This window comes from Acinetobacter sp. YH12097 (genome assembly GCF_013419225.1).
In the GTDB taxonomy this organism is placed as follows: domain Bacteria; phylum Pseudomonadota; class Gammaproteobacteria; order Pseudomonadales; family Moraxellaceae; genus Acinetobacter; species Acinetobacter amyesii.
Genome location: NZ_VPAN01000035.1, coordinates 1 through 26,269 on the forward strand (window position 1 = coordinate 1; position 26,269 = coordinate 26,269).

Consider the following 26,269-nt stretch of genomic DNA (forward strand, 5'->3'; position numbering starts at 1 on the left):
CTTCATGTACAACCATCATTTTAAAGGCGAAGCTATAATCACGTTGTGTGCGTTTAACTCGTTGTTCTTGTGCATGTTCCATAAAATAAGTCTCTTAAGGTGTAAACTTATTTCAGGACGGGACAAAGGAATGAATAAAAAAAAGCGCCATCAGGCGCTTTTTTTTAATTTCAAAATTTAGCGTTTTACGACAATCGAGTCGATACTGCTATGACGTAAAGTTTGCTGTGCAATCACAGCAGCTTCTTGTGAATCATAGGGGCCAGACACAACGCGATACCAAACTTTGCCGTTTTCATTACTTTGAATCACATCGGCAGATAAACCGTTCAAAATAATTTCAGCACGTCGTGCATCGGCTTGATCAGGATCATCATAACTGCGCACTTGCAGAATATAACTTGCAGCAACAGGCGCAGTTTCTGTGGTTTCTAGTCCAAGCTCTGTGGTTTCAACTGGCTTTTGTTCTGGTGCATCAACAATCACCACCGTTTCTTTATTTTCGGTTTCTGGAACAGCTTGTTCAGGAATTGGCGTCACTTGTTGCTGAGGCAATAGGTCGTAGAAACGATAGTCTTTATTGGTTTCTTCTTGGTAGTGTTCAGAGGTAATTTGACCTTTTGGCTTCACAGGCTCCCAAGGTTTCCAAAGCATGAGCGCAACTAAGAAACTCAACACGATTAAAATGATGACAAGTGTACCTAGCCATGCTGGAATCAATGGATTTTTAGGCTTATTTGGCCGATCAGATACACCGCGCTGCGTTTTTCCAAACACGTGGAAACCTCATTTAATTTTAATTGTCACGAACCACTTTGGGGCAGCCCAAAGTAGCAAGTCTTGATTGTTATATATTACATGAGTGTCATCAGGAATTTGTTTAATTTTCACAATTTCAGCACAGCCAAGATGACACGGACATATTGCTGAATATAAACGAAATACAGGCTCATTTCGAGCCTGTATTGAAAAGGATTCTTTTTAGCACAATGCAATTGATGACGCTTAAACCCATGCGCTGTGTTTGTGCATGGGCGATGCCGATGAATTTCTATTGTGCTCGCAACATAAAGGGTTGCTTACATGCTTTCAGGCGCACTCACACCCAATAATTCAAGACCATTGCGTAAAACTTGCTGTACGTTTACAGACAGTAATAAGCGAGCTTGAGTCAGTTCTGCATCATCACCCAAGACTTTATTTTCGTTGTACCAACCATGGAACAACGCCGCCAACTCTTTCAAGTAGTTACCCACTTGGTGTGGTTCATAGCTGTTTGCTGCACGAACCACAATTTCAGGGTAAGCCGCAAGTTTAGCAAGAACTTCAGTTTCAGCTTCTAACTCAAGTTTAGCTGCAAATTGACGTGCAGCTTCAGCAGAGAATTGAACGTCTGTCGCAGCAGCTTTTTCGAGCATACGGCAGATACGTGCGTGTGCGTATTGGATGTAGTACACCGCATTGTCTTTACTTTGAGACACAGCAAGGTCTAAGTCGAAGTCAATGTGTTGTTCTGATTTACGCATGACGTAGTAGAAACGAGCAGCATCGTTGCCCACTTCTTTACGTAAGTCACGTAAAGTCACGAATTGACCTGAACGAGATGACATTTGAACCATCTCGCCGCCACGCCATAGGCTCACAAATTGAACCAAAAGTACGGTCAATTTTTTAGAATCATAGCCAAGCGCATCAATCGCTGCTTTCACACGTGCAATATAACCGTGGTGGTCTGAACCCCAAATATCAATGATATCGGTATAGCCGCGTTGTAGTTTATTTAAGTGATAAGCAATGTCGGATGCGAAGTATGTAGTTTGACCATTACGACGTTTCACAACACGGTCTTTTTCATCACCAAAATCAGTTGATTTGAACCAGATGTTGCCATCTTTTTCGTATAAGAAACCACGTTGATCGAGCATTTGTAATGCTTCATCAATTTTTTCAGTCAAGGTTGCTTCGCTGAACCATTGATTGAAAGTCACGCCAAATTCACCGAGGTCATCTTTAATGTCATCGAGAATGGCTTTCAGCGCAGCTTGATGGAACACACGGTAACCCGCAGCCAAATGGTTTTGTGAATTATGAATCAAACCATCAATGTGTTTTTCTTTATCGCCTGAAACAACGACTTTATTGCCTTCGCTATCGAGTTCAGTAGCATATTGCACATCTTCAGGAACATCTTTGTAGATGTCGGCAACAGGGCGTACATAAGCATCGCCATCTTTGTCGATAATGCTTTGTGCGATTTCTTTAACGTAGTCGCCTTGATATGCATTTTTAGGGAAGACCAGTTGTTGACCGGTCAATTCTAAATAACGCAAGTAAGTTGATGTCGCCAAGATATCCATTTGACGGCCAGCATCGTTGACATAGTATTCACGGTCAACTTTGGCACCTGTTGCTTCAAGAAGATTGGCAACGGTCATACCGTAAGCTGCGCCACGACCATGACCAACGTGTAGGCTAGACGTTGGGTTAGCTGAAACGAATTCCACTTGAACACGTTTTTCAGCATTGGCCTGTGTACGACCGAACTGATCTTTCTGAGCTTGAATTTGGTCTAAGACAGCAAATCGTTGGTCAGCATTTAAAAAGAAGTTAATAAAGCCAGGACCTGCAATTTCTGCTTTGCTGATATCTGCGACTTCTGGAAGATTTGCCAGAATTTTTTCGGCTAAATCACGCGGCTTCATACCTGCAGCTTTAGAGGCAATCATGGCAATGTTTGACGCAAAGTCACCGTGGCTTCGGTCTTTGGTTCGGGTCAAATTGCTAGTATTGTTCCAGTCATTTGGGAGTACACCTTCAGCTTGAAGGGATTGCACTGCATGATCGAGCGCTGCTTGTATTGCCGTATTCATAATCAGTCGAAAAATAAATGTCGCAGAAAAACGGTAAATATAGCAAATTTCAGGCTCTTTAGGTGAACCCATTTGTTGCGAATAAAAAATATTCGATAAAAGTGAAGCATTGCTTATATCGAAGTAAAACGATATAAGTGGTTTAGCGATTCAGGATCACTGCTCGAGTATATGGACATGTCACAACCCACTCCTAAAATTTTTGGCAATGTGCCGAAGTTAGCTGCACGTTGGGCGCTGATTATCGTGCCGTTTATTTTGTCCTGTCTCATGAGCGGCATTATTTCGTTTATTAATATGCTCAGAAATTTAGGTTGGTTTGAGGGTTTTCTTACCCTATGGCTGCATAATTGGATGATTTCTTGGGCAATTGCTTTTCCCATTGTGCTGATTTTATTGCCGTTTGTTCGAAAATTTACAGGCCTGTTGGTCGATATGTCAGGGCCACAGCCACCTGCAAAATAAGCCTGCATGTAAGTCACAGCTGAGTCAAAAGGTGACTTACTGCATTTTGCCTTGAATATTTATAAGCTATCGCGACAACTTACGGCTTTAGAGAGTAACTCGGCTTTGTTGTTTTGGAAGGTATAGAGTTTTGAGGCATTAAACACTTTGATGACTTTAGCTTGAGCGATAGCGGTTTTAAAGTTTTGGAACTTTTGCTGATTGGCTGTCTCAAACGGATTTCCAAAGTTTTTATTGTCGAGCAAAATTTGAATTTGCCCCACATTCGTGTCATGTGCTTTTAGGATGTCTTGGCCATCTGCATTGCTTAAACTGAAAGTAGGGCGCTGAGTGCTGATTTTGCAATTCAATTTGAGGCTCAAGGTGAAATTGTCTGCCGATTTATTTTTGAGGGTAGATGTGCCTTGTTGATCATTTTCAATATAGACCCACTGATTTTTCGGCATATTGGTCAGTAGGGTTTCTAACTGTTGTTGGGTACTTTTGCTGATATCGACTGTGCCTTTTTTATCGATTTCAGGGGCTTTTTCTTTACCGAGCATGCCCATCACTTTGTCGCTGACTGTGCTACTGGTTTTGGAAATGGTCTGGCAAGCGCTTAAGCTACTGATGATTAGAATGAATGGTAGTGTATAGATGGCAGGTAAATGCATAGATTTTATTGTTCTATTAAATTTTCGGATCGGCAAAGTTTAACGGTTCTACGCATAAAGCTCAAACCTGCGGCCAATCTCCTTTGAGGAGGACTGCTGCAGGCGGCTAAAGCAGCCATTCTACACAGGCACGAATAATTCCCAGTGCAAGGCCAATAAAACCGCCGACCACGACACCATTGACTCGGATCATATGCAGGTCGCCACCGACTTCGTTTTCGATCTTATCGATCATTTCACGTGAGTCCCATTCGTGTATACGTTCACTGATAAACCGAATGACTTTTTCACTGTATTGGTCGGAGAGATTGATGGCAATATCACTCATTTTTTCATTCAGCAATTGGCGTACAGCGACGTTAGAGACAATATTTTCGCCCACTTGTTGAATGGCGACACGTAGGTTTTGTGCAATGCCAGAGTCGGGTTTTTCTAAATCAGAACGAATCGCATCGCATAAAATCACCACTGCACCACTGATAAAATTCAACATTTGTGGACTATCGAGCATGGCATCTTTGGTGCTATTTAGGCGTTGGCTGGCAACACTCTGATTGTCCGCCAGTTGCTGCATAAGCTGCTGTGCCATGTCCTCGATTTTACGGCGCCACGGATGTTCATGGTCGGCAAGCATGGACTCGACACGACTGACCAGTGAATCAATGGTGCGCTGTTGTACATCAATACCAATCCAACTCGCACCTTTGGCGAGCTTCCAAACTCCAAGTTCTTTAAACAATTGACGTGATAAATCACGGGTTTGTTCAGGGTGTTGTAGCATCCAATCATGGGCTAAATCCAGTCCACGTTGCAGGACATCTTGATGGAAGTCATTTTCTAAAACTGCCCGTAGCATTTCACTGGCAAGATGGTTGACTTGCGTATTGCGTACCCATTGCACGCTGTTATTTTGGATAAATCGTCCAATTTGTTCCTGACCGACAAATTCGAAAATTTTCGGGACCGTTTGCTGAATGACTTGGGTCACTTGCGCATTATTGTGCGGATTGGCCAACCATTTCCCGACGGCAAGTGAGAGATCCGTCTCCGCTAAGCTTTTTTCAACCACTTGAGGTGAAAGAAAATTTTCCTGAACAAAGCGGCCCATCGACTCGGCAATGCGTGCTTTATTGCGTGGAATAATTTCAGTGTGGTCACGTAAAAATTTGGGAATCGGAATCCGACCAAAAGGATTGCGAAATAAGACAGTTATCGCATACCAGTCTGCCAAACCACCAACCACGCCAGCTTCTGCTGAAAGCATCAAAATATGAATAAGCCAGACGTATTCAGGCAGCAATTTAGCTGCGATCATCAATGCAATCCACGCCAGCACCGCCACCACCAAAGCAATGGTGGCGAAGCGTTTACTGCGTTGCAGATTGGGCGAAACAGCGGGCTGTTCAATTGGGTTCATCAATGATCGGGTCTCTATGGGTTGACTTATTTGGTGGCAGGCTCAGCGGCTACAGGCAAAGGATTTCCTTGGCTGTCTAAACCATATTTAGCCCCGAGTGACTGCAAAATTAAGCGAGCATCAAAGGCATCCTGAGGGGCTTTGGCACGATCTTTATAGCAAGTAATACTGTAGGAAACTTGAGTTGGATCGAGTGTGACCACCTGTGGAACGTCATAAAACGGGCTTGGCCAAAAGCCGGGATGGCGACGGTAATAGCCATATGGATAAGGCATAGGGTCTGGGTAAATCACTGCTTGGCGCGGCGGTTTTTGACTCCGATTACTTGGGTCATCCATGACTTTAAAATATTGAAAGCCATTGTGTAGGGTGGTTTGAGCGGCTTTAACCAAGGTGATTTCTTCGGCAGTGCCATAGCTCATATTGGGTCTAGCTTGGAAGCTAATCCGATAGCTTTGAGCATTTAATGGCGTTGCAGTATAACGACCCAATTGTTCGAAGGTTAAAGGCTTCGATGGGGTGCTTGCACAGCCGGTGAAGCCCAGTGCTGCGGTCATGGCTGCTGCGATAATGAGTTTGTTCATGCGCATACTCCTGTTCAGTCGGTTCATGGCAAGGGGAGATACTGGCCAAAAGCCGTCAATTAAAAGCTAGAATTGGGCTGGGTTAAAAATTCCAATTCCTCTGCTGTAGATGTTCTGCTCAATACCGCATTGCGATGCGGGTAACGTCCAAATCGATCGATAATCACTTTATGCTTTTTTTCAAATTCTAAGTTGATCGGATTGCCCAGTTGCTCAAATAATTTTAACGCGCTTTGATGGATTTTTGTCGATTCGCTATGCATAAAGGGCATATATAAAAATGAGCGCTGTTCAGGGCTTAATTGTAGATCTAAACCCTGCGCGATAGCTTCTTGTGCAAGCGCCAAAGCCAGTGCATCTTGGGCAAAAGCCAAGCCAGAGTCACGGAATAAATTTCGAGAAAATTGATCTAAAACAATAATTTCAGCCAAGCGACCTTCGGCAGTAGTACGCCATTGCCATAGTTCTGCTTGACTGGCCGCTTGATGGATGTCTTTAAACTTTTTTTCGATTAAAACATCAAAATTATTGCTTTTAGCGAACCAATTGGGCTGATTTTCTGGGTTAAACCAAAATTCGAGAATATCTTGATAATTCATAAGTTTTAAGCATTATTAGCATATATTTGTTTATAAAATCACAAATTTCAAATGTCATATAGAGTAAGTTTGTGATAAAAAATTGCCAAAATAAAATCACGGTTTGTCTCAAAACTATACAGTGGGTCATATGCCCACTTCAAATCGCGTTATACTGATATAAACTGATGATTTTATTTTAGTAGTTTCTTCCATTTAAGCGAGATAGCAATGAGTCAACCCGAATCGACCTCTCAAGACATTTTACCGACTTGGGTAGATTCTTCGCTGATTAAAGGAATGTTGCGCGGTATTGAGCGTGAAAGCTTACGTATGCAAAGCAACGGTTTCTTGTCTCAGGCCGACCACCCCCAAGCCTTGGGTGCGGCTTTGACTCATCCGCATATTACGACAGACTATTCTGAAGCTTTAATGGAATTTATCACGCCGCCAAAAGAAACCATTACCGAGGCTTTGAACTATCTGCAAGATATTCACGCTGTTGCACATACGCATTTAGAACATGGTGAAAAACTTTGGCCGTTGTCGATGCCATGCATGTTGGATAAAGACGAAGACAGTATTCGTTTAGCGCAATATGGCAGCTCGAATATAGGACGTTTTAAAACCTTGTACCGTCGTGGTTTAGGGGTGCGCTATGGTCGCCGTATGCAGACCATTTCAGGGGTGCATTATAATTTATCCTTCCCAGATCATTTCTTTGAAGCACTACAACAGCACGAAACTGACGATGCCCTCAAAGCATTGAGCTTACAGGATTATCGCAGTCACCGTTATTTTGGCCTGATCCGTAATTTTATTCGTTTAACGCCATTGGTGATGTTTTTGGTTGGGGCGAGCCCGTCGGTGTGTAAATGTTTTATGACTGGACGTGAACATCAGCTGTTACCGCTCTTAAAAGGCACGTTATTTTTACCTTATGCAACGGCACTGCGTATGGGAAATTTTGGCTATCAAAATTCAGCACAAAAACAGTTAGGGATTCACTACAACGACATTCAGGCGTATTTGGAAGGTTTGCAAAAAGCGGTGCATACCCCATATGCCGCATTTAGTCATTTAGGTTTAAATGATGAACAGGGCGAACCGATTCAAATTAATGACCATGTGTTGCAAATTGAAAATGAATACTACAGTTTGGTTCGTCCGAAACAAGTGCCGCAGGATGGTGAAACACCGTCTGAAGCCCTGCAAAATCGTGGCGTAGGTTATGTTGAATTACGTGCGGTAGACGTCAATCCTTATAGCCCCATTGGGATCAATGAAGACACGGCAGGCTTGCTCGAAGTGGTGGCTTTATACTGTTTATTGCAAGACAGCCCAGCATTGTTAGATGCCGAACAAAATGAAATTGAGAAAAATCAGGCGGAAGTAGTAAACCGTGGTCGTGCGCCAAACGCAGTGATTTTACAGCAAGGTCAGGCGATTCCAATTGAAACATGGTGTCGTACACATGTTGCAGCGATGCAACCGTTGGCTGAATTGCTGGATGATTCTTACAACACAGATATTTACACTCAGGCAATGGCTGTGATGCAATCACGCATCGATGAAGTCGATGAAACATTGTCGGCACGTATGATTAGCGATACTTTAGAACAAGGTGGAACTTGGGGCTTTGGTAGCTTTATGGCCTTACAACATGCTGAAGTGTATGAGCAGCATGTCTTGAGCCCTGAAACTGCAGCATATTTTGCACAAGCTGCTGAGCAGTCTTTAGAAAAACAGGCTCAACTTGAGCAAGATTGCACCTTGAGTTTTGAAGAATATTTGAAAAACTTTAGATAAAAAATTTTAAGAGGATTTACCATGAAATGGAGTTTCCGCTTCGTGAGTGGTTTGTTGTTTTTAGCCAGCGTGATCGGTATGTCTTTTGCGCTGTTTTTAGAACATGTACAAGGCTTAGAACCTTGTCCGTTATGCGTATTCCAACGTATTGGTTTGATTGGACTCGGCATCATTTCATTGATTGCATTGATTCACAATCCAGCATCGAATTGGGGTAAACGCATTTACGCATTGTTGGGGACACTATCAATTCTATGGTCTGCTGGGGTGGCTGCGCGTCATATTTGGCTGCAAAACTTACCGCCAGACAAAGTACCTAGCTGTGGCCCAGGACTGGATTATTGGGTAGAAACGCTGCCTTTAAAATCGGTCTTTGAGCAAGTACTGACCGGCTCTGGTGAATGTGCCAAAGTGGATTGGACCTTCTTGGGACAATCCTTACCGGTTTGGTCATTGGTGTTTTTTGCAGTCTTAACTTTGCTTAGTCTTTGGCAGTTATTGCGTAAATACCCAAGCAAACCAGTGCCACGTTTACGTGATAAATTTTAATTCTATGATGTAAAAAAAAGCCCTCAGTTGAGGGCTTTTTTTACGCATACACATGGTAGAAATTTTACTTTAGGTTAGGGCAATGCCTTCCATACTTTCCAAGTCCATCATAAATTCATAGATATGATCACAAGCTTTATCGTCATTGTTTGGATAGAACCAATGCACGATTTGCTCGGCCACTTGAGGGTGATGCTGAATTTCAAAATGGTTCAGGCCATAAAAAATCGCTTTATGTGAATCTGGCACTTTAAGCTGATAACGTGCATTTGGGTGTTCCCCTAAGGCACTTTTCACGCTGACCAAGTAATCTCCAATCACATGTCGCGTTTTATTGCGACGATGTTCATATTCAATGGTCCCTGCCACGAGGTAGGTATTGATATGTGATGGAATCGGGGCAGGTTTACGGTTGTCGTCCATGAGTCCAATGCGGACATCATTATGTTCCCAATCGTCATCACGCACGCTGCCATAGCGCAAATCTAAAATGCCGTTACTGCGAATATTCACCACGTGACCTACGATTTTGACCAAGGGGAAACGCCCCAATTGATCTTGCAAATGAAATCCGACACGTTCAAGTACCGCACCATGATGTGGTGAGCCCAAGCAGACTAGATTTTCAACTTGATGAATCCATTGATACATATTTTGTTTGCCATAAAAAATGGCACTACGGGACACTAAGCCCCCCATACTATGACCAATTAAGTCGATACTGGTAATACCTGGGTTGCGACGAACCAAATCTTCTAATGTATTGGCAAGGCTGCGGCCATTGGTCGAGATACGACGACCCGTGTTGTAATTTAAATACAGCATGGTGTTGTGGTCACGTTGTGACAGTAATTTTTCACCAATGCCGCCATATTTGGCTGTCGACCATGACAGATGATTCATGCAGAGCCCATGAATCAACAGGGTAATACGACCGGTTAATTCGCCTTTTTGTACCGCACCATAATGGTCGTAAACCACCATGGGTAAGGCCATCGGGTTGTGATATTTCAGTAAATAGTCGCCCAAGACCCCATTCAGCGCGCCCACTAAAAAATGTAAAGACGGCGTGAGCGGTTTGTCGTGTAAGCGTGGGAATTTTTCAATAATGCTACGCAGCGTTGGTGCGAGTAAATAATTGCCATAATTGAAAAAGGTGTTGTAAGAAAATTCATAAATCCGTGCAATGGTCGGCTGCTTATGAAAGGCTTTCGAGCCTTGTTCGCTCATTCCAAAAATACTGATTAAAATTTCACGTTGAATGTTTTTGATTAAGTCATGCACGACATCACTAAAACGCATTGTCACGAGCTGTGCCAAACCTTCCAGAACATCAGCTTGACTGGGTGGTGTGCGATCCCATTTACAATAGGTTTCATGCAATGGTGTTAAGCTAGGCATAATGTTCCTATCCTTACATTCAATGCTATCCCTCGATTGTATTTATTACTGGAATAGCCTGAAGGTTCATTGTTTATTTTATAAAATTCTCACGAACAGCTTTTACAATACCGATAACAGACCTGTCGGTGAATGCCTTTTGTCTGACAATTTTACTAAAAATTCAAATTTAGAAAATGTGATGCAGTTAGCACTTATATGCCACTTTTAAAGCAATTTAAAGATCAATTTGGAATCAAAATGATGAATATTGTGTATTTGCATGGTTTTCAAAGTAACTCAAATTCAGTGAAAGGACAGATATTGCGGAGCTATTGCGCAGACTTAAATGGTCTGTATGTGCATTTGCCAGATTTGAATATGCCACCGCTACAGGTGATGCAGCAGATGTCAGAGCTGATTGAAGGTTTAGATGATGTGGTTTTGGTGGGCAGCAGTTTAGGTGGCTTTTATGCGACGCAGTTGATGGCACGGCATCATATTCCTGCGGTGCTCATCAATCCTGCGGTCTATCCATGGCAATTATTTCGTGATTTATTTGGCGAGACGGCATTGCCCTATCAGGTAACTGAAACGTGGTGCTTGGATGATGCACAGCTCAATCAAATGCAGGCTTTGGCTGTATCTAAGGTTGAGAACGCAGATCAACTGTTGGTCTTGCTCCAACAAGGTGATGAAACCTTGGATTATCGAGATGCCGCTGATTTTTATAGTGCGGCTCAAGCTGGCATGGCCATGTTGATCACTGAGGTGGGTGGAACACATGGCATGGATGATTTTGCAGAAAAAATACCGATGCTCTTGCAGTTTTTGTCCGATGCTGTCAAAAATATGCCTAAATAAAATGATCCAATACAAATGCTGACCAGCTAGATCCAACATACAAAAAATGGGCAGTTACGACATCATTTGACGTTTAAATTGTTTAAGAAAATGGCGGCTGATCGCAAGAGATATGCATTTTAATAAAAAAGCATATACTGTAGCGCTTGAAGAAATGTTTTAACCAAAAAAGCAGGGAATTTTGCAACGTGACGCAATATACGGCTCAATCACTTGAAGTTTTATCTGGCCTAGATCCGGTACGTCGTCGTCCGGGGATGTATACAGACACTACACGACCAAACCATTTGGCGCAGGAAGTGATAGATAACGCCGTCGATGAAGCGCTTGCAGGACATGCCAATAAAATTACCGTGACAGTGTATAAAGACGGCTCATTGTCAGTTGAAGATAATGGTCGTGGGATGCCAGTTGACATCCATCCTGAGTATGGTCAAAGCGGGATTGAAATTATTCTGACCAAACTACATGCCGGCGGTAAATTCAGCACAGACAATTATCAATTTTCAGGTGGTCTGCATGGTGTAGGGATTTCTGTCGTCAACGCATTGTCCAACCGTGTTGAGGTGGAAGTTCAACGTCATGGCAACCTGTATAAAATGGCCTTTGAACATGGTGAACCGGTTGCGCCACTGGAAGTTTTGGAAGGTAAATGCGCTAAACGTGCAACGGGTACTACCGTGCATTTTTGGCCTGAAGCCAAATATTTTGATTCGCCTAAATTTGCGCTGAAAGCCTTAAAACACAACTTAAAAGCCAAGGCTGTTTTGGCGGCAGGCTTGCAGATTATTTATATCGATCAAATCAACAACGAAAAGATCGAATGGCAGTTTGAAAATGGTCTGGTTGACTATTTGATGGATGAGCTGCAAGACCGTAACATCGTTCCTGTTCCTGCATTTGTTGCGACTGGTGAAGCTGAACGTGCTAGTGCTGAATTTGCCATTTGCTGGAACGTTGAAGGAGGCGAACAGATTCAAGAAAGTTATGTCAATTTGATTCCAACTGCGCAAGGCGGTACACATGTCAACGGTTTACGTTCGGGTGTGACAGATGCGATTCGTGAGTTCTGTGAATTACGTAACTTGTTGCCGCGTAATATGAAGCTGTCTGCCGAAGATGTGTGGGATGGCGTCAACTTTATTCTGTCTTTGAAATTCCAAGAGCCACAATTTTCGGGTCAGACCAAAGAACGACTTTCAAGCCGTGAAGCCTCTGGTGTGGTGTTAAATATTGCCAAAGATGCCTTTGCACTGTGGCTGAATCAAAACTCCGATATTGCCATGCAACTGGCTGAAATGGTGATTGCTAAGGCTGGTCGCCGTTTAAAAGCTGCGAAAAAAGTTGAACGTAAAAAGATCGTTTCAGGTCCAGCCTTACCAGGTAAATTGGCCGACTGTGTGGGCCATACCCTTGAAGAATCAGAACTGTTTATTGTGGAGGGGGATTCTGCAGGTGGTTCTGCTAAGCAAGCACGTGATAAGAACTTCCAAGCGATCATGCCGATCCGCGGTAAGATTTTAAATACTTGGGAAGTGTCATCAGACGAGGTCTTAGCATCGCAAGAAGTACATGATATTGCGATTGCGATTGGTGTAGATCCGGGCAGTGACGACTTGTCAGAACTTCGTTATGGCAAGATTTGTATCTTGGCCGATGCCGACTCTGATGGTTTGCACATTGCGACTTTACTCTGCGCATTGTTCGTCAAACATTTCCATACTTTGGTTGAGGAAGGACATCTGTTTGTGGCGATGCCACCGCTGTTCCGTATAGATGACAATAAAGATGTGCACTATGCCTTGGATGAAGATGAACTAGAAAGCATCTTAAAGAAATGTAAAACCAAAAATCCTCAAATCACACGATTTAAAGGATTGGGCGAGATGAACGCGAGTCAGCTGCGTGAAACGACTATGGATCCCGATACACGTCGTTTAGTGCAACTGGACTTGGATGACGTACAGTTTACTTCAGGTTTACTCGACAAATTATTGGCGAAGAAGCGCTCTTCAGACCGTAAATATTGGTTGGAACAGAAGGGTAATTTGGCCGATTTAGCGGTTTAAAATTGCAACAAGGAAAAAACCACGCAAGTGGTTTTTTTTGCTTCAAATTTAGGAAAAGCTGCATGATTTGTGTGCCAAAACACCGTGTTTTTTGAAAAACGTCGCAAAATTGTTCAATTATAGGTCAAATGTTGGATACAAGTTTGTATGCATCTTTGCGGTGATTTTACGATTTTTGAATCGACCCATAAAAAATTAAAAGCAAATTTTATGATTTTAACTATATGAAAAATAATATTTAAAAATAAATAAAAGCACTCAATCAAAATAAAAAATAAGGCTTAGCACAGTTATTGAATTGCTCTGTTGTGATGAAAGACAACAAATGCATTTTAAAAATGTGAATTACAAGCTTAGGTTGGGAGTGTGAATAATGTTTCAACGCAATGTATTTGCTAAAAGTATTTTAGCGGCAACGATGACTGGGGCGATTGCTTTAACGGGCTGTTCAAAACCAGCAGAAAAATAACAGAAAGTGCTGCATCTGAACCAAAAGCCGCTGCAGTAAGTGGCGATACTATTAAAGTCGGGATCTTACATTCGCTGTCAGGCACGATGGCGATCTCAGAAACTTCTCTTAAAGATACGGCCTTGATGGCGATTAATGAAATTAATGCCAATGGCGGGGTATTGGGTAAAAAACTAGAACCTGTGGTGGTTGATCCAGCATCGGACTGGCCATTATTTGCGGAAAAAACCCGTCAGTTGATTACCCAAGACAAAGTAGCCGTGATTTTTGGTTGCTGGACGTCGGTATCTCGTAAGTCGGTTTTACCCGTGGTTGAAGAATTAAATGGCTTATTGTTCTACCCTGTTCAGTATGAAGGTCAGGAACAGTCTAAAAATATTTTCTACACAGGTGCGGCACCGAATCAGCAAGCGATTCCTGCTGTTGAGTACCTGATGAGTGAAGAGGGTGGAAAGGCAGAACGCTTTGTACTGTTGGGCACGGACTATGTTTACCCACGTACCACCAACAAAATCTTACGTGCATTCTTGAAGTCAAAAGGCATTGCCGATGCAGACATCATGGAAGAATATACCCCATTTGGTCATAGCAACTATCAAACCATTGTGGGCAATGTGAAGAAGTTTGCGGCAGGGAAAAAGACGGCTGTGATCTCGACCATTAACGGCGATTCAAATGTGCCGTTCTATCGTGAATTGGGCAACCAAGGCATCAAAGCTGCGGATATTCCTGTGATGGCGTTCTCTGTGGGTGAAGAGGAATTACGCGGTATCGATACCAAGCCGCTGGTCGGACACTTAGCGTCGTGGAACTACTTCATGTCGGTGAAAAATCCAGTGAATACTGAATTCACCAATAAAATGAAGCAGTATGCCGTGGAATACAAACTGCCAAATGCCGATAAATTTGTGACCAATGACCCGATGGAGGCTACCTATGTCGGCATCAATATGTGGAAACAAGCGGTAGAAAAAGCAGGAAGCACAGATGTCGATAAAGTGCGTGAAGCTATGGCCGGCCAAGAATTTAAAGCGCCATCGGGCTATACCTTGCAAATGGATGCGTCGAACCATCATTTGCATAAACCAGTCATGATTGGTCAGATCCGTGCTGATGGTCAGTTTGACGTGGTACACAAAACCGCAAAAACCATTGCTGCAGAGCCATGGAGTCCGTACATCCCTAAATAATTCAATCCGAATGCCTGCTGCCATTGTGTAGTGGGCATGTTTTGATGTGATCCCTAGATGGGGTTGTTCTATTACTCAATAGGGATGCTTATAAGATGAAAAAATTACGCAATTTCCCGATCCTTTTTCTATTCCTGAGCCAATTATTCTGTCTGCAAATCGTGCATGCAGAAACAGCAGCGGATGTGGTACCTACGGTGCAATCTGTGCAGCAAGGTGACGCCATTCAGCAATTTGTTCGCGGTAGTTTTACCGAGCGACGTAGCTTACTCAATCAATGGCCGGGCGATATTGAATCCTTAGATCAGTTGGCCGCATTGGTCGAAAAAGACCAGTTATATAGTGGTCAAAGTGGTCAAACCTATATTTTAGAAACTGACGAAAAATTATTGAGCTATCCTGATTTGCAAACCGTGACGGATTGGCCTGCCGATTTATCCCAAGTCACCTTGGTGAATACCCTTCGTAAAGCCTTAACTTTTGCGCAAGCGAAAGAAAAGCTGCAATCGGATGATTTAAACCAGCGTTTAGATGCGATCGATATTTTAGAAAATAACTTGGCTGAGTTGGATGTTAAAAATATTAATCAATTGTATTTAAATGAAAAAAATAACAAAGTTAAAGCCCGTTTAGCGCAGCTTAAAGCGCGCTTGGACTATCAAAACCCTGATGTTTTACAAAAAATACAGGCGGCTAAAGTGCTGCAAGATTCTAACCGTCCCGATGTATTGGCGATGGTGGAACAGGAATTACAACAAGCCAACCTGCATCCCGAGTTAAAAGCCGCACTGACAGAAGCCAAGAGCAATATTAAAACCCGTATTCAGGCCAGTGAATGGACTGGACATGTCTTTTCTGGACTGAGCACGGCCAGTATTTTATTGCTGGCGGCGTTGGGCTTAGCCATCACTTATGGTCTGCTTGGCGTGATTAACATGGCGAACTGATCATGATAGGGGCCTATACCACTTATGTGGTGCAAAGCCTGTTTAAGAGTTATCTCAGTAGCTATGTCGATTGGTACTTGATTGCCGCGATTCCTGCTGCATTTTTTGTTAGCGCTTTGATCGGCATGTTGATTGAACGTACTGTTATTCGTCCCTTGTATGGCCGTCAATTGGAAACGCTATTAGCCACCTTTGGTGTGAGCTTAATTTTAATGCAATTGGTGCGTATGGTTTTTGGAGCGCAGAACGTTGAGGTGTCGAATATTTCATGGCTGTCTGGGGGCATTGCCGTGACACCGAGCCTGATGCTGCCTTATAACCGTATTGCCATTATTGGCTTTACCATTGCGGTACTCCTGTTGCTGGTTTACTTGCTGAATAAAACCCGCTTTGGTTTATTTGTTCGTGCCGTGACGCAAAACCGTCAAATGGCACAGGCCGTTGGTATCCGTTCTAGCCGCATTGACATGATGGCTTTTGGTTTAGGTTCAGGGCTTGCAGGTCTTGCAGGCTGTGCCTTAGCACAAGTCGGCAATGTCGGTCCTGACCTAGGACAAAACTATATTATCGATGCGTTCTTGGTGGTTGTGGTTGGCGGTGTTGGCCAAGTATGGGGCGCAGTACTGGCGGCCTTAGGTCTAGGTGTCAGTGGCACAGTGCTGGAAATCGGCATGGGTGCGGTCTTAGCGAAAATTATTCTACTGGTTCTTGTGATTTTGTTTATTCAAAAACGTCCACAAGGTTTGTTTGCCATCAAAGGCCGTTTTGTGGAGTAAGCGCATGAAAATCACTTCATTATTATCGGATAAACCCTATAGCGGTATGGCGATTGCCGTGTGCTTTGCCATTTTACTGATTTTACCTTGGTTACATGTATTACCCGCCGATTCAGCACTGCATTTATCAGCGTATTGGGTCACGCTCATTGGCAAGATTATGTGTCTCGCCTTGGTGGCATTGGCCTTAGATTTGGTTTGGGGCTATGCCGGCATTTTAAGCTTGGGGTATGGTTTGTACTTTGCCTTGGGCGGCTATGCCTTCGGCATGTATCTCATGCGTGAAGCGGCAGGCGATGGCTTACCCGACTTTATGCGCTTTTTGAGTTGGACCGAGCTACCGTGGTACTGGATGGGTACTGAACATATCGTGTGGGCATTGGCTTTGGTGGTTTTGGTCCCAGGACTGATTGCCTTCATTTTTGGCTTCTTTGCCTTCCGCTCAAAAATTAAAGGCGTGTATTTTTCAATTATTACCCAAGCCATGACCTTTGCTGCGGCGCTACTGTTTTTCCGCAATGAAACCGGCTTTGGCGGTAACAACGGCTTTACCGGTTTTAAAACCATCTTAGGTATGGATATTACCTCTGCACCAATGCGTGCAACCCTGTGTTTCCTCACTGCGCTGACTTTGCTGGTCTGTTTTGTCGGCTTACGCCACTTGATGAATAAACCCTATGGTCGCGTACTTGGTGCAATTCGTGACAGTGAAAACCGTTTGCAATATTTAGGTTACCGCACCTTATGGTACAAGCTCTCTGCATGGGTGTTGTCTGCCGTGATCGCAGGGATTGCAGGCGCTCTGTATGTACCCCAAGTTGGCATTATTAACCCGAGTGAGATGAACCCTGTCAATTCGATTGAAATGGCGGTGTGGGTGGCTGCAGGTGGTCGCGGTACGCTGATTGGCCCGATACTGGGTGCAGGTTTGATCAACGGGATGAAGACCTATTTCACGGTGGCTTATCCAGAGGTATGGCTATTGATTTTAGGTGCGCTGTTTATTGTGGTAACGATATTCCTGCCAAATGGCGTGATTGGGCTATTAGAGCGGTTTAAAAAGGAGCGCAGCGAATGAGTGATCAATGGGTTCAACCGCATGGCGGTCATGCTGCTGAAGGCTATGGACGACCGAAGGAGCAGGGTGCGGATTTCAGTCACGGGATAGCCCTGTATTTGGAAAAAGTCAGCGTCTGGTTTGATTCTTTCCGCGCATTAAATGATTTGTCGTTATATATCAAAGAAGGTGAGCTGCGCTGCATCATTGGTCCCAATGGTGCAGGCAAAACCACGCTGATGGATGTGATTACCGGTAAAACTCGTCCGACAGAAGGTTCGGCTTTTTTTGGGCAAACCTATGATTTGGCAAAAATGAGTACAGAGCAAATTGCAGAAGCTGGGATCGGTCGTAAGTTTCAAAAGCCTACTGTATTTGAAAATTTTACCGTGATGGAAAACCTGTTATTGGCTGCACCTAAAGATAAACGAGTAAAAAAGAGTTTTTTCAGCAAGCTTGATCCAGATGCGCAAAACGCCTTGGACGAATCTTTAGCACAAATCCGCTTAGAAGAATTGATCCTTAAACCGGCAGGGCTGTTGTCACATGGTCAAAAGCAGTGGTTAGAAATAGGCATGCTACTGATGCAGCGCCCAAAGTTGATTTTGCTGGATGAACCTGTAGCAGGAATGACCGATGCTGAAACAGAGCGTACCGCAGAGCTGTGTTTAGAGTTGAAAAAGAACCATACCCTTGTTGTGGTTGAACATGACATGAGCTTTATTGACACCATCAGTGAAAAAGTCACCGTGTTGGCGCAAGGTGCGATTTTGGCAGAGGGTACATTGGCCGAAGTCCAAGCCAATGAAGATGTCATTGAAAAATATCTCGGACGTTAAGGAGCAGACCATGTTAGAAGTCAAAGACGTCAATCAGTTTTATGGTGGCAGTCATATTTTAAGAGATGTGACATTTGCCGCTCCCGTGGGGGCATGTTCAGTGGTGCTCGGGCGAAATGGTGTGGGTAAAACCACCCTCTTAAAATGTTTAATGGGCATTTTACCGATCAAGTCTGGGCAGATCTTACTGGATGGCAAAGACATTTCTAAACTGAGTCCAGAGCAACGTGTACGTGAAGGCTTGGCTTATGTACCACAAGGACGGGACATTTTTTCAACCTTGACCGTTGAAGAAAATATTTTGATTGGGATGGCAAAATTTAAAGGCGCTAAAACCCGAAAAGTGCCAGAACATCTCTATGAGATTTTCCCCGTATTGGATGAAATGAAACATCGTCGAGGTGGAGATTTATCTGGTGGTCAGCAGCAACAATTGGCGATTGCCCGTGCGCTCGCTTCCGAACCACGGGTATTGATTTTAGATGAACCGACCGAAGGCATTCAGCCGTCGATTATTAAAGACATTGGCCGTGTGATTCGTCAGTTAGCCGATGGCGGAGAAATGGCGATTGTTTTGGTTGAACAGTTTTATGATTTTGCAGAAGAACTGGCAGATGAATATACCGTGATGGCGCGGGGGCAAGTGATTGCACAAGGTGTCGGTAGTGAAATGCCTGAAAAAGGCATTCGGGAATTGGTGGCGATTTAACATTTAGTTGACTGCGATGTGTGGCGGGCTTGTATCAATCAAGCTCGTTACTCTTTTCATTCAATTTACTACGCTCAAAAAATCGTTGCTGGTCATGGAAATGGCATCAAAAAAACGAGTGGCATAAATTTTTTTTGTTTTAAACCATAAGCTTAAGTTGTTCTCAGTATCGTCATTTGAAGCTTCAGCATGTCGTGCTTCAGTGATGCTAAGTGCAGTACTGAAACTTTGGTAAAGGGCGAATGGGCATCCATCAGTATTCGATCAACTCCAGTCGAATATACAAAATATCTGCTTTATTTTTGTGTGGATTACATTAATCTAAATGTACGACATAACAAGAAGATAAAAATATGGACGCGATATTATATTTGATCCCACCGAATGATTTGGAAACACTGATTTTAGAAGCAGAAACCCCTCAAGATGTCTTGGATTCACCCTTTGTACAACACTCCTTTTTTTTAGGGGAAGCGTGGCAAGAGTTGAATCCATTATTAAGCGTGAACAGTGATTCAGCTGCTGCACTGAATTATGCCATTCAGGCAGAACATCCATTGTCAGAGCGAAGACCGGGACTGAGCCTTGCAGTGCATTACAATACTGTAGTTCGAGTTGCAGAAATCCATCAGGCATTACAACAGTTAAGCGTGGATGAAATCAAAAAACGTTATTTGGTCACGATTGCAGAAACCGCACCTGAGCAAGAGCTTAAATTGGCCGAATTAAAACTGCTTTTTTTACAGTTACAAGATCTTTATCGTGATGCGGTGCGTCATAATTTATCGGTGCTGAGTGTGATACAAGATGGTATTCGTTTGGATAAATTACCATAAACACAGCTCAACACAGGCTATAACTGAAGTTGCATCAGGACGAGATCTCGCCATTCACCAAATTTTTGTCCCACTTCAGGCATATAACCTGTTTGCTTAAAGCCTAATTTTTTGTGCAGGGCAATCGAGGCGCTATTGCCGTGATCAATGCCAGCGATCATGACATGCATATTTTGGCTTTTGGCATGCTGAATTAGGTGCTCCAATAGTTGCTGACCGAGACCTAGTCGAGCATAGTTTGGGTCAATATAGACAGAATGCTCAACAGTATGTCGATAGCCAGCAAAATGACGGAAAGAACCATAGTCAGCATAACCGGCGATTTGCTGTTGATCTTGATCTTCAATCACCACAAAAGGAAAATTTTGCTTTTGGAAATCCAGCAATTTCTGTTGAAAAGAGTCAAGGGTATAAGCTTTATCATTCCATGTCGCAAAGCCGTTGAGAACTTCATGATTATAGATTGCGAGAATGGCCGCTAAGTCTTGTGGAATTGCAGGTCGAATGAGAAAAGACATGCGCAAATTTCTGATAAAAATAAAGTCAATTTAAAAACTTAGGCATAAAAAAAGCAAGGTGATGAACCTTGCTTTTTTCTTCATAGCGTTCTGAGTCGAACTTAGAAGTGGTATTTCACCAATGCGCTGACATCGTTTTGGTCTACGCCTTTAATACCAAATTTGTTGTTCCAAACTGAATGTTCGATACCAACATATAACTTAGTTTTTGGTGAAATGTGTTTACCCACATTCCATTTGTACTGAGATGTCCAGTTTAATTCACTTGCATGGTCTGCTTCAGCAGTTGACCAGTCTAGGAAGGCATCTGCTAAAAACTCTTCTGAACCTAATTTGAACGGCACTGCATAAGTGATTGTCATTTGATAATCATCTTTAGTCTTGTCGTTAGCTGCTTTATAGAAGTTCACATTCGCATATTGTGTATATGGAATATCGAGAGAGAAACCTACACCGTACAAGAAGTTGTTAAATTCAGAGTTGTGGTGATCGTAACCCGCATTATGTTCCCAAGTCGTTGCAATCAGAACGTCTTTGATTGGACCCATAGAAAGGTCTTTACCAGAAACTTCACCTAAGCTTAGACGTGGCGCTAATTCTGCATAAGTTGATTGATCATCGTTACCATCTAATTGTTGGTCAACGAAGAAGAATACATCTGAATATTTCAGTTTAGCGGCATATTCGGCTGTGATCGTTGTACGGTCTTCAGTACCCACTTCATAGTTTTCACCATATAAGCCAGTTAAGCTGAAATCTTGCCATACGATAGGTGAAGCTTGAGTGAAAGCAGCAGCAGATGCTAATGCACATGATGCAACGATTTGTGTAAGTTTCATTAAAAAATATCTCCCCCGAGAAGCACTGAAAGCATACAGATTATTAAGCAAAAATAAAGCCAAATTTTACTCAACGGCAAAATTGTTTTGTAATTTGAAGGGGAAATACGCTGTGAATGATCGATGACGGTAAAAGCGAGATTTTGAGTTTGAATGGAATTGTGCAAATAGAAGGTGGGCGTCGAGGAAATGCACAAAAATATGACCCAAATCAATTAAAACAATGCAAATCTACAATAAAGTCTTACTTTTTTTATGGATATTAAAAAAATATCAAAATAGCACTTGCAAAATTCTAACTTAAGACCGATATTCGAAGTATAAGGACACGGATCTGCAGACTCTAAAGTGTTCATCATTCAATGTGGAGGACGACGTTCCATACAAAGTTGAAGATGGTCATTGCTGTAACATTTACAGCAAATGTAACGTGCCAAGATAATAAGTTTTGCACAAATTTTTATAGCTAATACAGATAGATATGAGGATGATATTATGAACATTGAAATCCGTACAGATAAAAACATTATAAACAGTGATCGACTAATTACATACGTTCGTGCAGAACTTAATGAAGAATTTCAGCGCCATAGTGAACGCATTACCCACTTTTCGGTGCATTTAAGTGATGAAAATGGGGACAAGGGCGGCAGCGACGACATAAAATGTATGATTGAAGCACGTCCAGCAGGTTTGAAGCCTGTCGTGGTCAACCATCGTGGTCATAATGTAGATACAGCTATTCACGGTGCAATTGATCGACTTAAACGTAGTCTTGAACATGTGTTCGAAAAGAAAGAGAACCCGCGCAGTACGCAACCTGCTTTTGCTGATGCGGATGACAGCGTAGACGACGAATAAGTCTCAAAATTTAAAAAAAGCCCTGCGGGGCTTTTTTTGTGTGTTTTGTATTTTGTTTTACATGAAATTCAAACAAACGCAGCTTTATTCGGCATAATAGATCAAAATAAATTGAAGTGAGCTTTCCAGATGTTAACAGCGCAACAACAGCTTTTTGTGCAAGCGTTAGAAGAACAAGATCTTGCACAGGTGCAACGCCTGTTGGCAGATGGTCTTAATCCAAATTTTATCGACTTTGAGAAAGGACCTGCGGTTTCTGTATGGTCTGATGGTTTGTTTAAATGGTGGGAAATGGTTTGCGAAGCGTATGAAGCAGGCCAACCTTTAACAGCAGAACAGAAAACACAACATTTAGATGTACATATGCAAATCTTGGAAGCGCTGATTCAAGCCAAAGCCAATGTGCATTTATGGGATGCTGAAGAAATTTATGGTCCATTATGGGATGCTGCGAGTGCAGCATGTGTCCCTGCGGTACAGCGTTTATTGGATGAAAAAGTGAATCCAAATATGATTGATAGCGATGGTTTAACCATTTTATCGTCGATTAGTGAATTATTTTTTGACTGTGATTTTGACGCGGTAAATTGGTCGGAAGCATTGGAAGAAGAAAAACAAACCTTGGAGCTTTTGCGTAGCCATGGCGCAAAAATGACCAAAGAATTAGCATAATTGTGAGTAAAAACATGACTGTATTTAAAGTTTTAAGCATTGCAACATTATCCAGTTTGAGCCTGTCTGCATTTGCGGCGGATTTTTCATTTGATCGTCCGGGCGCGGGTATGGGCACAGGCATTACCCCTGTAGGTCGTTTGGCATGGGAACAAAGTTTGCCAGCAGCGAGCTATAGTGAAAGTCGTGATGAAAATGGTGAAAAAGTAAAAAACACCACTTTAAATGCAGACATGTTATTCCGTACTGGTTTGGCAAAAGATTTGGAATTGCAATTGGGTTGGCAAGGTCCTGCATGGTCTAAAACCAAAGTTGCGGGTCGCTCAGTTGAAGATGATGGTTTGGGTGATGTCAGCATTGGCCTGAAAAAAGCCATTGATTTGAATGATGAGAAATTGTCGATGGCTATTCTTGCTGAAGCTATTATTGCGACAGGCAATGAAGGTTTTAGTGCTGAGGACGATATTTATAGTCTGACTTCCGCTGTGGCTTATGATTATAGCGATACAATTGGGACTTCAATGACCATGCGTTATGAAGTTCAAGATGGTGATTGGGCTGTGAGTGCCATTCCAGGAATGGAATATCAAATTGCGGGTAATTTATCGGGTTTTTCTGAGCTGGTTTATCGCAAAGCAGAGAGTACGGATCAGGAAGTTTCTTTGGCTTCCGGTCTAACGTATGCCGTTTCGGATCGTATGCAGTTGGATGCGAGCGTCGGTCTAGAACTCACTGGCGGTCATAAAAATTATCAGTCAGGTTTGGGCGTATCTTACCTGTTCTAAAAAAACCTAAATTTTAAAACGTAAAAATACAGACTGAGGATGAATTCAGCTGAATGAAACAATGGACTTATGTTGCGGCAGCGGCTGTGCTGTCGTTCAGTATGGGCGTCTCTGCTCAGGATGCATTACTTTCAGCTGAAGATGCTTTTCCTTTCTCGGTCGTCTCTGATCGTGCAGATCAGGCGGAGCTGAGTTGGGATATTCCAGCGCATTATTATCTGTATCAGCACAAAATAGAGGTGAAGCAGGGCAATCAAGTTTTAGCTTTGGATTTGCCTGCTGCTGAGGATTTAAAAGACGATAACTATGGTCATACGCAGGTGTATTACCAAAAGTTGAGTTTTAAAATTCCGACTCAAAAACTGCAGACTTATCAAGTCAGTTGGCAAGGCTGTGCCAAGGATCGGGTGTGTTATCCACCACAGAGTATCAGCTTTGAAACGGATGCTTCTGGTTTGGTCACACAGCAAAATCTAGCCACCCCAAGCAAACGTTTACTCGACTTTGCAGCAGAAAATAATGCTGAACAGCCTACGGCGAATCATTTAGATCAGCAGCGGGCAGATAATGCTGCACTGGCTTCTGATCGCTATACCGCAAGCGACCAAATGTGGTCTGAAAAATTAGCGCAAAGCTCCATATTTTATGGCCTTTTACTGTTTTTTGGACTGGGTTTTTTGTTGGCTTTTACGCCATGTTCATTGCCGATGCTGCCGATTTTAACCTCACTGATAGTCCGCGATAGCCGAGGTTTAAAAGCATGGATGATTGCACTGACTTTTGTCACCAGTATGGCGATGGTGTATGCCATTCTCGGCTTGGTGGCGTCGTCTGCAGGTTTGAATTTCCAGCGTTGGTTGCAACAGCCTTCGACCTTAATTGCCTTTAGCGTGCTCTTTGTGGTTTTTGCCCTGAATTTATTTGGTTTATTTGAACTGAAATTGCCTCGCAGTTGGGTCAATCGCTTAGACCAAGCTCAGTCGATGCAAAAAGGTGGTAGTCTCGTTGGCGCTGGAGTCATGGGGATGATTTCAGCATTGCTGGTCGGTCCTTGTATGACAGCACCGTTGGCAGGCGCATTATTATTTATTTCGCAAACCCAAAGTCAGTGGCAAGGTGCATTATTGTTATTCACCCTCGGCTTTGGCATGGGGACCCCGCTATTGTTGGCCAGTGTCCTTGGCTCACGGGTATTGCCTAAAGCGGGATTGTGGATGAACCAAATCAAGGTGCTCTTTGCTTTCATTATGTTGGCCTTGGCTTTGTATTTCATTCGACCATTGATCAGTGAAGCTTGGTTACAGTGGTTATCCCTTGCTCTGGGTCTGGTGTTTAGCACTTATGTGCTTTGGCGCATTTTATGGCGCAGTACTCAGCTCAAATGGTTGTATATCTTGGTGTTCTGTGCAGCTGTACCTTATATTGTGTACAGTCAATATCAACACAGCCAATGTTTTTTAGTCGAAGAAAGTCAACAACAAAGTGCTTGGCATGTGGCACATACAGCGGAAGAGTTTCAACGTTTATTAAGTGAAATTCCCCAAGGTCAATCCGCAATTATTGATGTCTATGCCGATTGGTGTGTGGCCTGTCAGCCGATTGAACATAAAGTTTTAAAATCGACAGCAGTACAACAGGCTTTGGCACCGCATTACCTAATTAAGTTAGATTTGAGTCAGTATGATGCAACCCATCAAGTTCTGCTCAATCAATGGGATATTTTAGGGCCACCAACCTATTTATTTTTAGATACAGCGCATCAAGAGATACGTGGACTACGCTTGACGGGCGCTTTTAGCGAGAAAGAATTGCTAGCGCAATTGGAAAAATTTAAATCGCGTGGAGAATAAAAATGATGCAATTATATATTGCAAATAAAAACTATTCGACGTGGTCTATGCGACCGTGGTTGGTGTTACACGCGTTTAATTTACCGTTTCAAGAGATCTTGATTCCTTTTTCTGAAGCTGAGGATGGCGGAGCGTTCAAGCAGCAAATGTTAGCCCTACATGCCAATGGGAAAGTGCCCCTATTGGAACATGACGGTGTGATGATTTGGGACTCATTGGCAATTTGTGAATATTTGGCAGAGCAGTTTCAAGAGCTTCCACTGTGGCCTAAAGATCCCACGCAACGCGCATGGGCACGTAGTATTTGCGCGGAAATGCACAGTAGTTTTATGCAATTGCGTAGCTTATGTAGTATGAATCTGCAGGCGGATTATGGTCGTCATGGTCAGAGATTATGGTCTGAACATGCCGAGTTGCGTGCTGAAGTGACTCGAATCGAGCAGATTTGGTCGAGTCGTCCTGCGGTGGATGGCTTTCTATGCGGTGAATTTAGTATTGCCGATGCATTTTTTGCACCCGTGGTGACACGTTTACAGACCTTCCAGCTACCTGTGAGTGACAACACACAGCGTTATATGCAAAAGATTTTGCAGCATCCTTCTGTGGTGGCATGGATCACGGCTGCTCAACTGGAACAGCCAGTCCGTCGTATGGAACAGTATCCACGTTAAAAGCTCAACGCC

At 43.1% G+C, this 26,269-nt stretch carries 23 protein-coding genes and 2 pseudogenes; 16 read left to right on the plus strand and 9 right to left on the minus strand.

Annotation, left to right across the window (positions count from 1 at the left end):
• Positions 1–177: 177 nt before the first annotated feature.
• Both FTU37_RS12995 and argS read right to left on the minus strand, forming a co-directional pair.
• A complete protein-coding gene (locus FTU37_RS12995) occupies positions 178–777 on the minus strand; it encodes an SPOR domain-containing protein (protein ID WP_180124472.1) in 600 nt (199 codons plus the stop codon).
• 302 nt (positions 778–1,079) lie between these two features.
• Complete coding sequence (gene argS, locus FTU37_RS13000; protein ID WP_168379703.1) at positions 1,080–2,870, minus strand: arginine--tRNA ligase; 1,791 nt, start codon at positions 2,868–2,870, stop codon at positions 1,080–1,082.
• A gap of 177 nt (positions 2,871–3,047) precedes the next feature.
• On the opposite strand from argS, the gene FTU37_RS13005 reads away from it, so the two are divergent.
• A complete protein-coding gene (locus FTU37_RS13005; protein ID WP_372491143.1) occupies positions 3,048–3,335 on the plus strand; it encodes a DUF2798 domain-containing protein in 288 nt (95 codons plus the stop codon).
• Positions 3,336–3,394: 59 nt separating this feature from the next.
• Here FTU37_RS13005 and FTU37_RS13010 read toward each other — a convergent pair whose 3' ends face one another.
• The 4 genes from FTU37_RS13010 to FTU37_RS13025 form a co-directional block, all read right to left on the minus strand.
• A complete protein-coding gene (locus FTU37_RS13010; protein ID WP_168379702.1) occupies positions 3,395–3,988 on the minus strand; it encodes a hypothetical protein in 594 nt (197 codons plus the stop codon).
• Positions 3,989–4,094: 106 nt separating this feature from the next.
• Positions 4,095–5,405, minus strand: a complete 1,311-nt coding sequence (locus tag FTU37_RS13015; protein ID WP_180124473.1) for a DUF445 domain-containing protein — start codon at positions 5,403–5,405, stop codon at positions 4,095–4,097.
• 26 nt (positions 5,406–5,431) lie between these two features.
• Positions 5,432–5,989, minus strand: coding sequence for a hypothetical protein (locus tag FTU37_RS13020; RefSeq protein WP_180124474.1), 558 nt, complete (start codon positions 5,987–5,989; stop codon positions 5,432–5,434).
• Between the two features lie 59 nt (positions 5,990–6,048).
• A complete protein-coding gene (locus FTU37_RS13025; RefSeq protein ID WP_180124475.1) occupies positions 6,049–6,588 on the minus strand; it encodes a DUF924 family protein in 540 nt (179 codons plus the stop codon).
• A gap of 210 nt (positions 6,589–6,798) precedes the next feature.
• On the opposite strand from FTU37_RS13025, the gene gshA reads away from it, so the two are divergent.
• Positions 6,799–8,376, plus strand: coding sequence for a glutamate--cysteine ligase (gshA, locus tag FTU37_RS13030; protein ID WP_168379700.1), 1,578 nt, complete (start codon positions 6,799–6,801; stop codon positions 8,374–8,376).
• A gap of 21 nt (positions 8,377–8,397) precedes the next feature.
• Complete coding sequence (locus FTU37_RS13035; RefSeq protein ID WP_078190602.1) at positions 8,398–8,925, plus strand: disulfide bond formation protein B; 528 nt, start codon at positions 8,398–8,400, stop codon at positions 8,923–8,925.
• A 69-nt stretch (positions 8,926–8,994) separates the two neighbouring features.
• On the opposite strand, the gene FTU37_RS13040 is transcribed toward FTU37_RS13035, so the two are convergent.
• A complete protein-coding gene (locus tag FTU37_RS13040; RefSeq protein ID WP_180025879.1) occupies positions 8,995–10,326 on the minus strand; it encodes an alpha/beta hydrolase in 1,332 nt (443 codons plus the stop codon).
• A 243-nt stretch (positions 10,327–10,569) separates the two neighbouring features.
• Between FTU37_RS13040 and FTU37_RS13045 the strand changes: the two genes are divergently transcribed.
• The 8 genes and pseudogenes from FTU37_RS13045 to FTU37_RS13080 all read left to right on the plus strand — a co-directional run bounded on the left by FTU37_RS13045 (position 10,570) and on the right by FTU37_RS13080 (position 20,061).
• Positions 10,570–11,169: a YqiA/YcfP family alpha/beta fold hydrolase gene (locus tag FTU37_RS13045; RefSeq protein WP_168379699.1), complete on the plus strand. Its 600-nt coding sequence runs from the start codon at positions 10,570–10,572 to the stop codon at positions 11,167–11,169.
• A 188-nt stretch (positions 11,170–11,357) separates the two neighbouring features.
• Positions 11,358–13,238, plus strand: a complete 1,881-nt coding sequence (gene parE, locus FTU37_RS13050) for a DNA topoisomerase IV subunit B (RefSeq protein ID WP_168379683.1) — start codon at positions 11,358–11,360, stop codon at positions 13,236–13,238.
• A gap of 373 nt (positions 13,239–13,611) precedes the next feature.
• A pseudogene (gene urtA, locus FTU37_RS13055) lies at positions 13,612–14,897 on the plus strand (urea ABC transporter substrate-binding protein).
• Between the two features lie 95 nt (positions 14,898–14,992).
• A pseudogene (gene urtB / locus FTU37_RS13060) lies at positions 14,993–16,620 on the plus strand (urea ABC transporter permease subunit UrtB).
• A gap of 4 nt (positions 16,621–16,624) precedes the next feature.
• Positions 16,625–17,698 carry an urea ABC transporter permease subunit UrtC gene (gene urtC / locus FTU37_RS13065; RefSeq protein ID WP_180124476.1) on the plus strand — a complete coding sequence of 358 codons (1,074 nt, stop codon included), beginning with the start codon at positions 16,625–16,627 and terminating at the stop codon, positions 17,696–17,698.
• Entirely contained in the window at positions 17,695–18,516 is an 822-nt protein-coding gene (gene urtD, locus FTU37_RS13070; protein WP_180124477.1) for an urea ABC transporter ATP-binding protein UrtD, read from the plus strand. Before urtC ends, urtD begins: the two co-directional genes overlap by 4 nt.
• Positions 18,517–18,526: 10 nt before the next feature.
• Entirely contained in the window at positions 18,527–19,225 is a 699-nt protein-coding gene (urtE, locus tag FTU37_RS13075; protein ID WP_068532840.1) for an urea ABC transporter ATP-binding subunit UrtE, read from the plus strand.
• Between the two features lie 353 nt (positions 19,226–19,578).
• Positions 19,579–20,061, plus strand: a complete 483-nt coding sequence (locus FTU37_RS13080) for a DUF1877 family protein (protein WP_180124478.1) — start codon at positions 19,579–19,581, stop codon at positions 20,059–20,061.
• A gap of 17 nt (positions 20,062–20,078) precedes the next feature.
• Here FTU37_RS13080 and FTU37_RS13085 read toward each other — a convergent pair whose 3' ends face one another.
• Together FTU37_RS13085 and FTU37_RS13090 are read right to left on the minus strand one after the other, a co-directional pair.
• Positions 20,079–20,579 (minus strand): GNAT family N-acetyltransferase, encoded by a 501-nt coding sequence (locus FTU37_RS13085; RefSeq protein ID WP_180124479.1) that lies wholly within the window; start codon positions 20,577–20,579, stop codon positions 20,079–20,081.
• A gap of 101 nt (positions 20,580–20,680) precedes the next feature.
• On the minus strand, positions 20,681–21,418 hold the full coding sequence (locus FTU37_RS13090) for an outer membrane protein OmpK (protein ID WP_078190594.1): 738 nt from the start codon (positions 21,416–21,418) through the stop codon (positions 20,681–20,683).
• A 495-nt stretch (positions 21,419–21,913) separates the two neighbouring features.
• On the opposite strand from FTU37_RS13090, the gene FTU37_RS13095 reads away from it, so the two are divergent.
• The 5 genes from FTU37_RS13095 to FTU37_RS13115 all read left to right on the plus strand — a co-directional run bounded on the left by FTU37_RS13095 (position 21,914) and on the right by FTU37_RS13115 (position 26,257).
• Positions 21,914–22,279 (plus strand): HPF/RaiA family ribosome-associated protein, encoded by a 366-nt coding sequence (locus tag FTU37_RS13095; RefSeq protein ID WP_180088709.1) that lies wholly within the window; start codon positions 21,914–21,916, stop codon positions 22,277–22,279.
• 129 nt (positions 22,280–22,408) lie between these two features.
• Positions 22,409–22,951 (plus strand): ankyrin repeat domain-containing protein, encoded by a 543-nt coding sequence (locus FTU37_RS13100; RefSeq protein WP_078190592.1) that lies wholly within the window; start codon positions 22,409–22,411, stop codon positions 22,949–22,951.
• 14 nt (positions 22,952–22,965) lie between these two features.
• Complete coding sequence (locus FTU37_RS13105; RefSeq protein ID WP_180022329.1) at positions 22,966–23,736, plus strand: transporter; 771 nt, start codon at positions 22,966–22,968, stop codon at positions 23,734–23,736.
• Between the two features lie 53 nt (positions 23,737–23,789).
• On the plus strand, positions 23,790–25,586 hold the full coding sequence (dsbD, locus tag FTU37_RS13110; protein ID WP_180124480.1) for a protein-disulfide reductase DsbD: 1,797 nt from the start codon (positions 23,790–23,792) through the stop codon (positions 25,584–25,586).
• A gap of 2 nt (positions 25,587–25,588) precedes the next feature.
• The gene (locus FTU37_RS13115) at positions 25,589–26,257 is read left to right on the plus strand and encodes a glutathione S-transferase family protein (protein ID WP_168379692.1); all 669 of its coding nucleotides are present in this window, start codon (positions 25,589–25,591) and stop codon (positions 26,255–26,257) included.
• The last annotated feature ends 12 nt before the right edge of the window (positions 26,258–26,269 follow it).

Coding starts and splice junctions, on each gene's coding strand:
- FTU37_RS13015 (WP_180124473.1), bottom strand. CDS start 5,405: ATGAACCCAATTGAACAGCCCGCTGTTTCGCCCAATCTGCAACGCAGT.
- FTU37_RS13045 (WP_168379699.1), top strand. CDS start 10,570: ATGAATATTGTGTATTTGCATGGTTTTCAAAGTAACTCAAATTCAGTG.
- FTU37_RS13020 (WP_180124474.1), bottom strand. CDS start 5,989: ATGAACAAACTCATTATCGCAGCAGCCATGACCGCAGCACTGGGCTTC.
- FTU37_RS13095 (WP_180088709.1), top strand. CDS start 21,914: ATGAACATTGAAATCCGTACAGATAAAAACATTATAAACAGTGATCGA.
- FTU37_RS13040 (WP_180025879.1), bottom strand. CDS start 10,326: ATGCCTAGCTTAACACCATTGCATGAAACCTATTGTAAATGGGATCGC.
- argS (WP_168379703.1), bottom strand. CDS start 2,870: ATGAATACGGCAATACAAGCAGCGCTCGATCATGCAGTGCAATCCCTT.
- dsbD (WP_180124480.1), top strand. CDS start 23,790: ATGAAACAATGGACTTATGTTGCGGCAGCGGCTGTGCTGTCGTTCAGT.
- FTU37_RS13100 (WP_078190592.1), top strand. CDS start 22,409: ATGTTAACAGCGCAACAACAGCTTTTTGTGCAAGCGTTAGAAGAACAA.
- FTU37_RS13080 (WP_180124478.1), top strand. CDS start 19,579: ATGGACGCGATATTATATTTGATCCCACCGAATGATTTGGAAACACTG.
- FTU37_RS13025 (WP_180124475.1), bottom strand. CDS start 6,588: ATGAATTATCAAGATATTCTCGAATTTTGGTTTAACCCAGAAAATCAG.
- urtC (WP_180124476.1), top strand. CDS start 16,625: ATGAAAATCACTTCATTATTATCGGATAAACCCTATAGCGGTATGGCG.
- urtD (WP_180124477.1), top strand. CDS start 17,695: ATGAGTGATCAATGGGTTCAACCGCATGGCGGTCATGCTGCTGAAGGC.
- FTU37_RS13005 (WP_372491143.1), top strand. CDS start 3,048: ATGTCACAACCCACTCCTAAAATTTTTGGCAATGTGCCGAAGTTAGCT.
- FTU37_RS13010 (WP_168379702.1), bottom strand. CDS start 3,988: ATGCATTTACCTGCCATCTATACACTACCATTCATTCTAATCATCAGT.
- urtE (WP_068532840.1), top strand. CDS start 18,527: ATGTTAGAAGTCAAAGACGTCAATCAGTTTTATGGTGGCAGTCATATT.
- FTU37_RS13035 (WP_078190602.1), top strand. CDS start 8,398: ATGAAATGGAGTTTCCGCTTCGTGAGTGGTTTGTTGTTTTTAGCCAGC.
- FTU37_RS13105 (WP_180022329.1), top strand. CDS start 22,966: ATGACTGTATTTAAAGTTTTAAGCATTGCAACATTATCCAGTTTGAGC.
- FTU37_RS13085 (WP_180124479.1), bottom strand. CDS start 20,579: ATGTCTTTTCTCATTCGACCTGCAATTCCACAAGACTTAGCGGCCATT.
- FTU37_RS13115 (WP_168379692.1), top strand. CDS start 25,589: ATGATGCAATTATATATTGCAAATAAAAACTATTCGACGTGGTCTATG.
- FTU37_RS13090 (WP_078190594.1), bottom strand. CDS start 21,418: ATGAAACTTACACAAATCGTTGCATCATGTGCATTAGCATCTGCTGCT.
- gshA (WP_168379700.1), top strand. CDS start 6,799: ATGAGTCAACCCGAATCGACCTCTCAAGACATTTTACCGACTTGGGTA.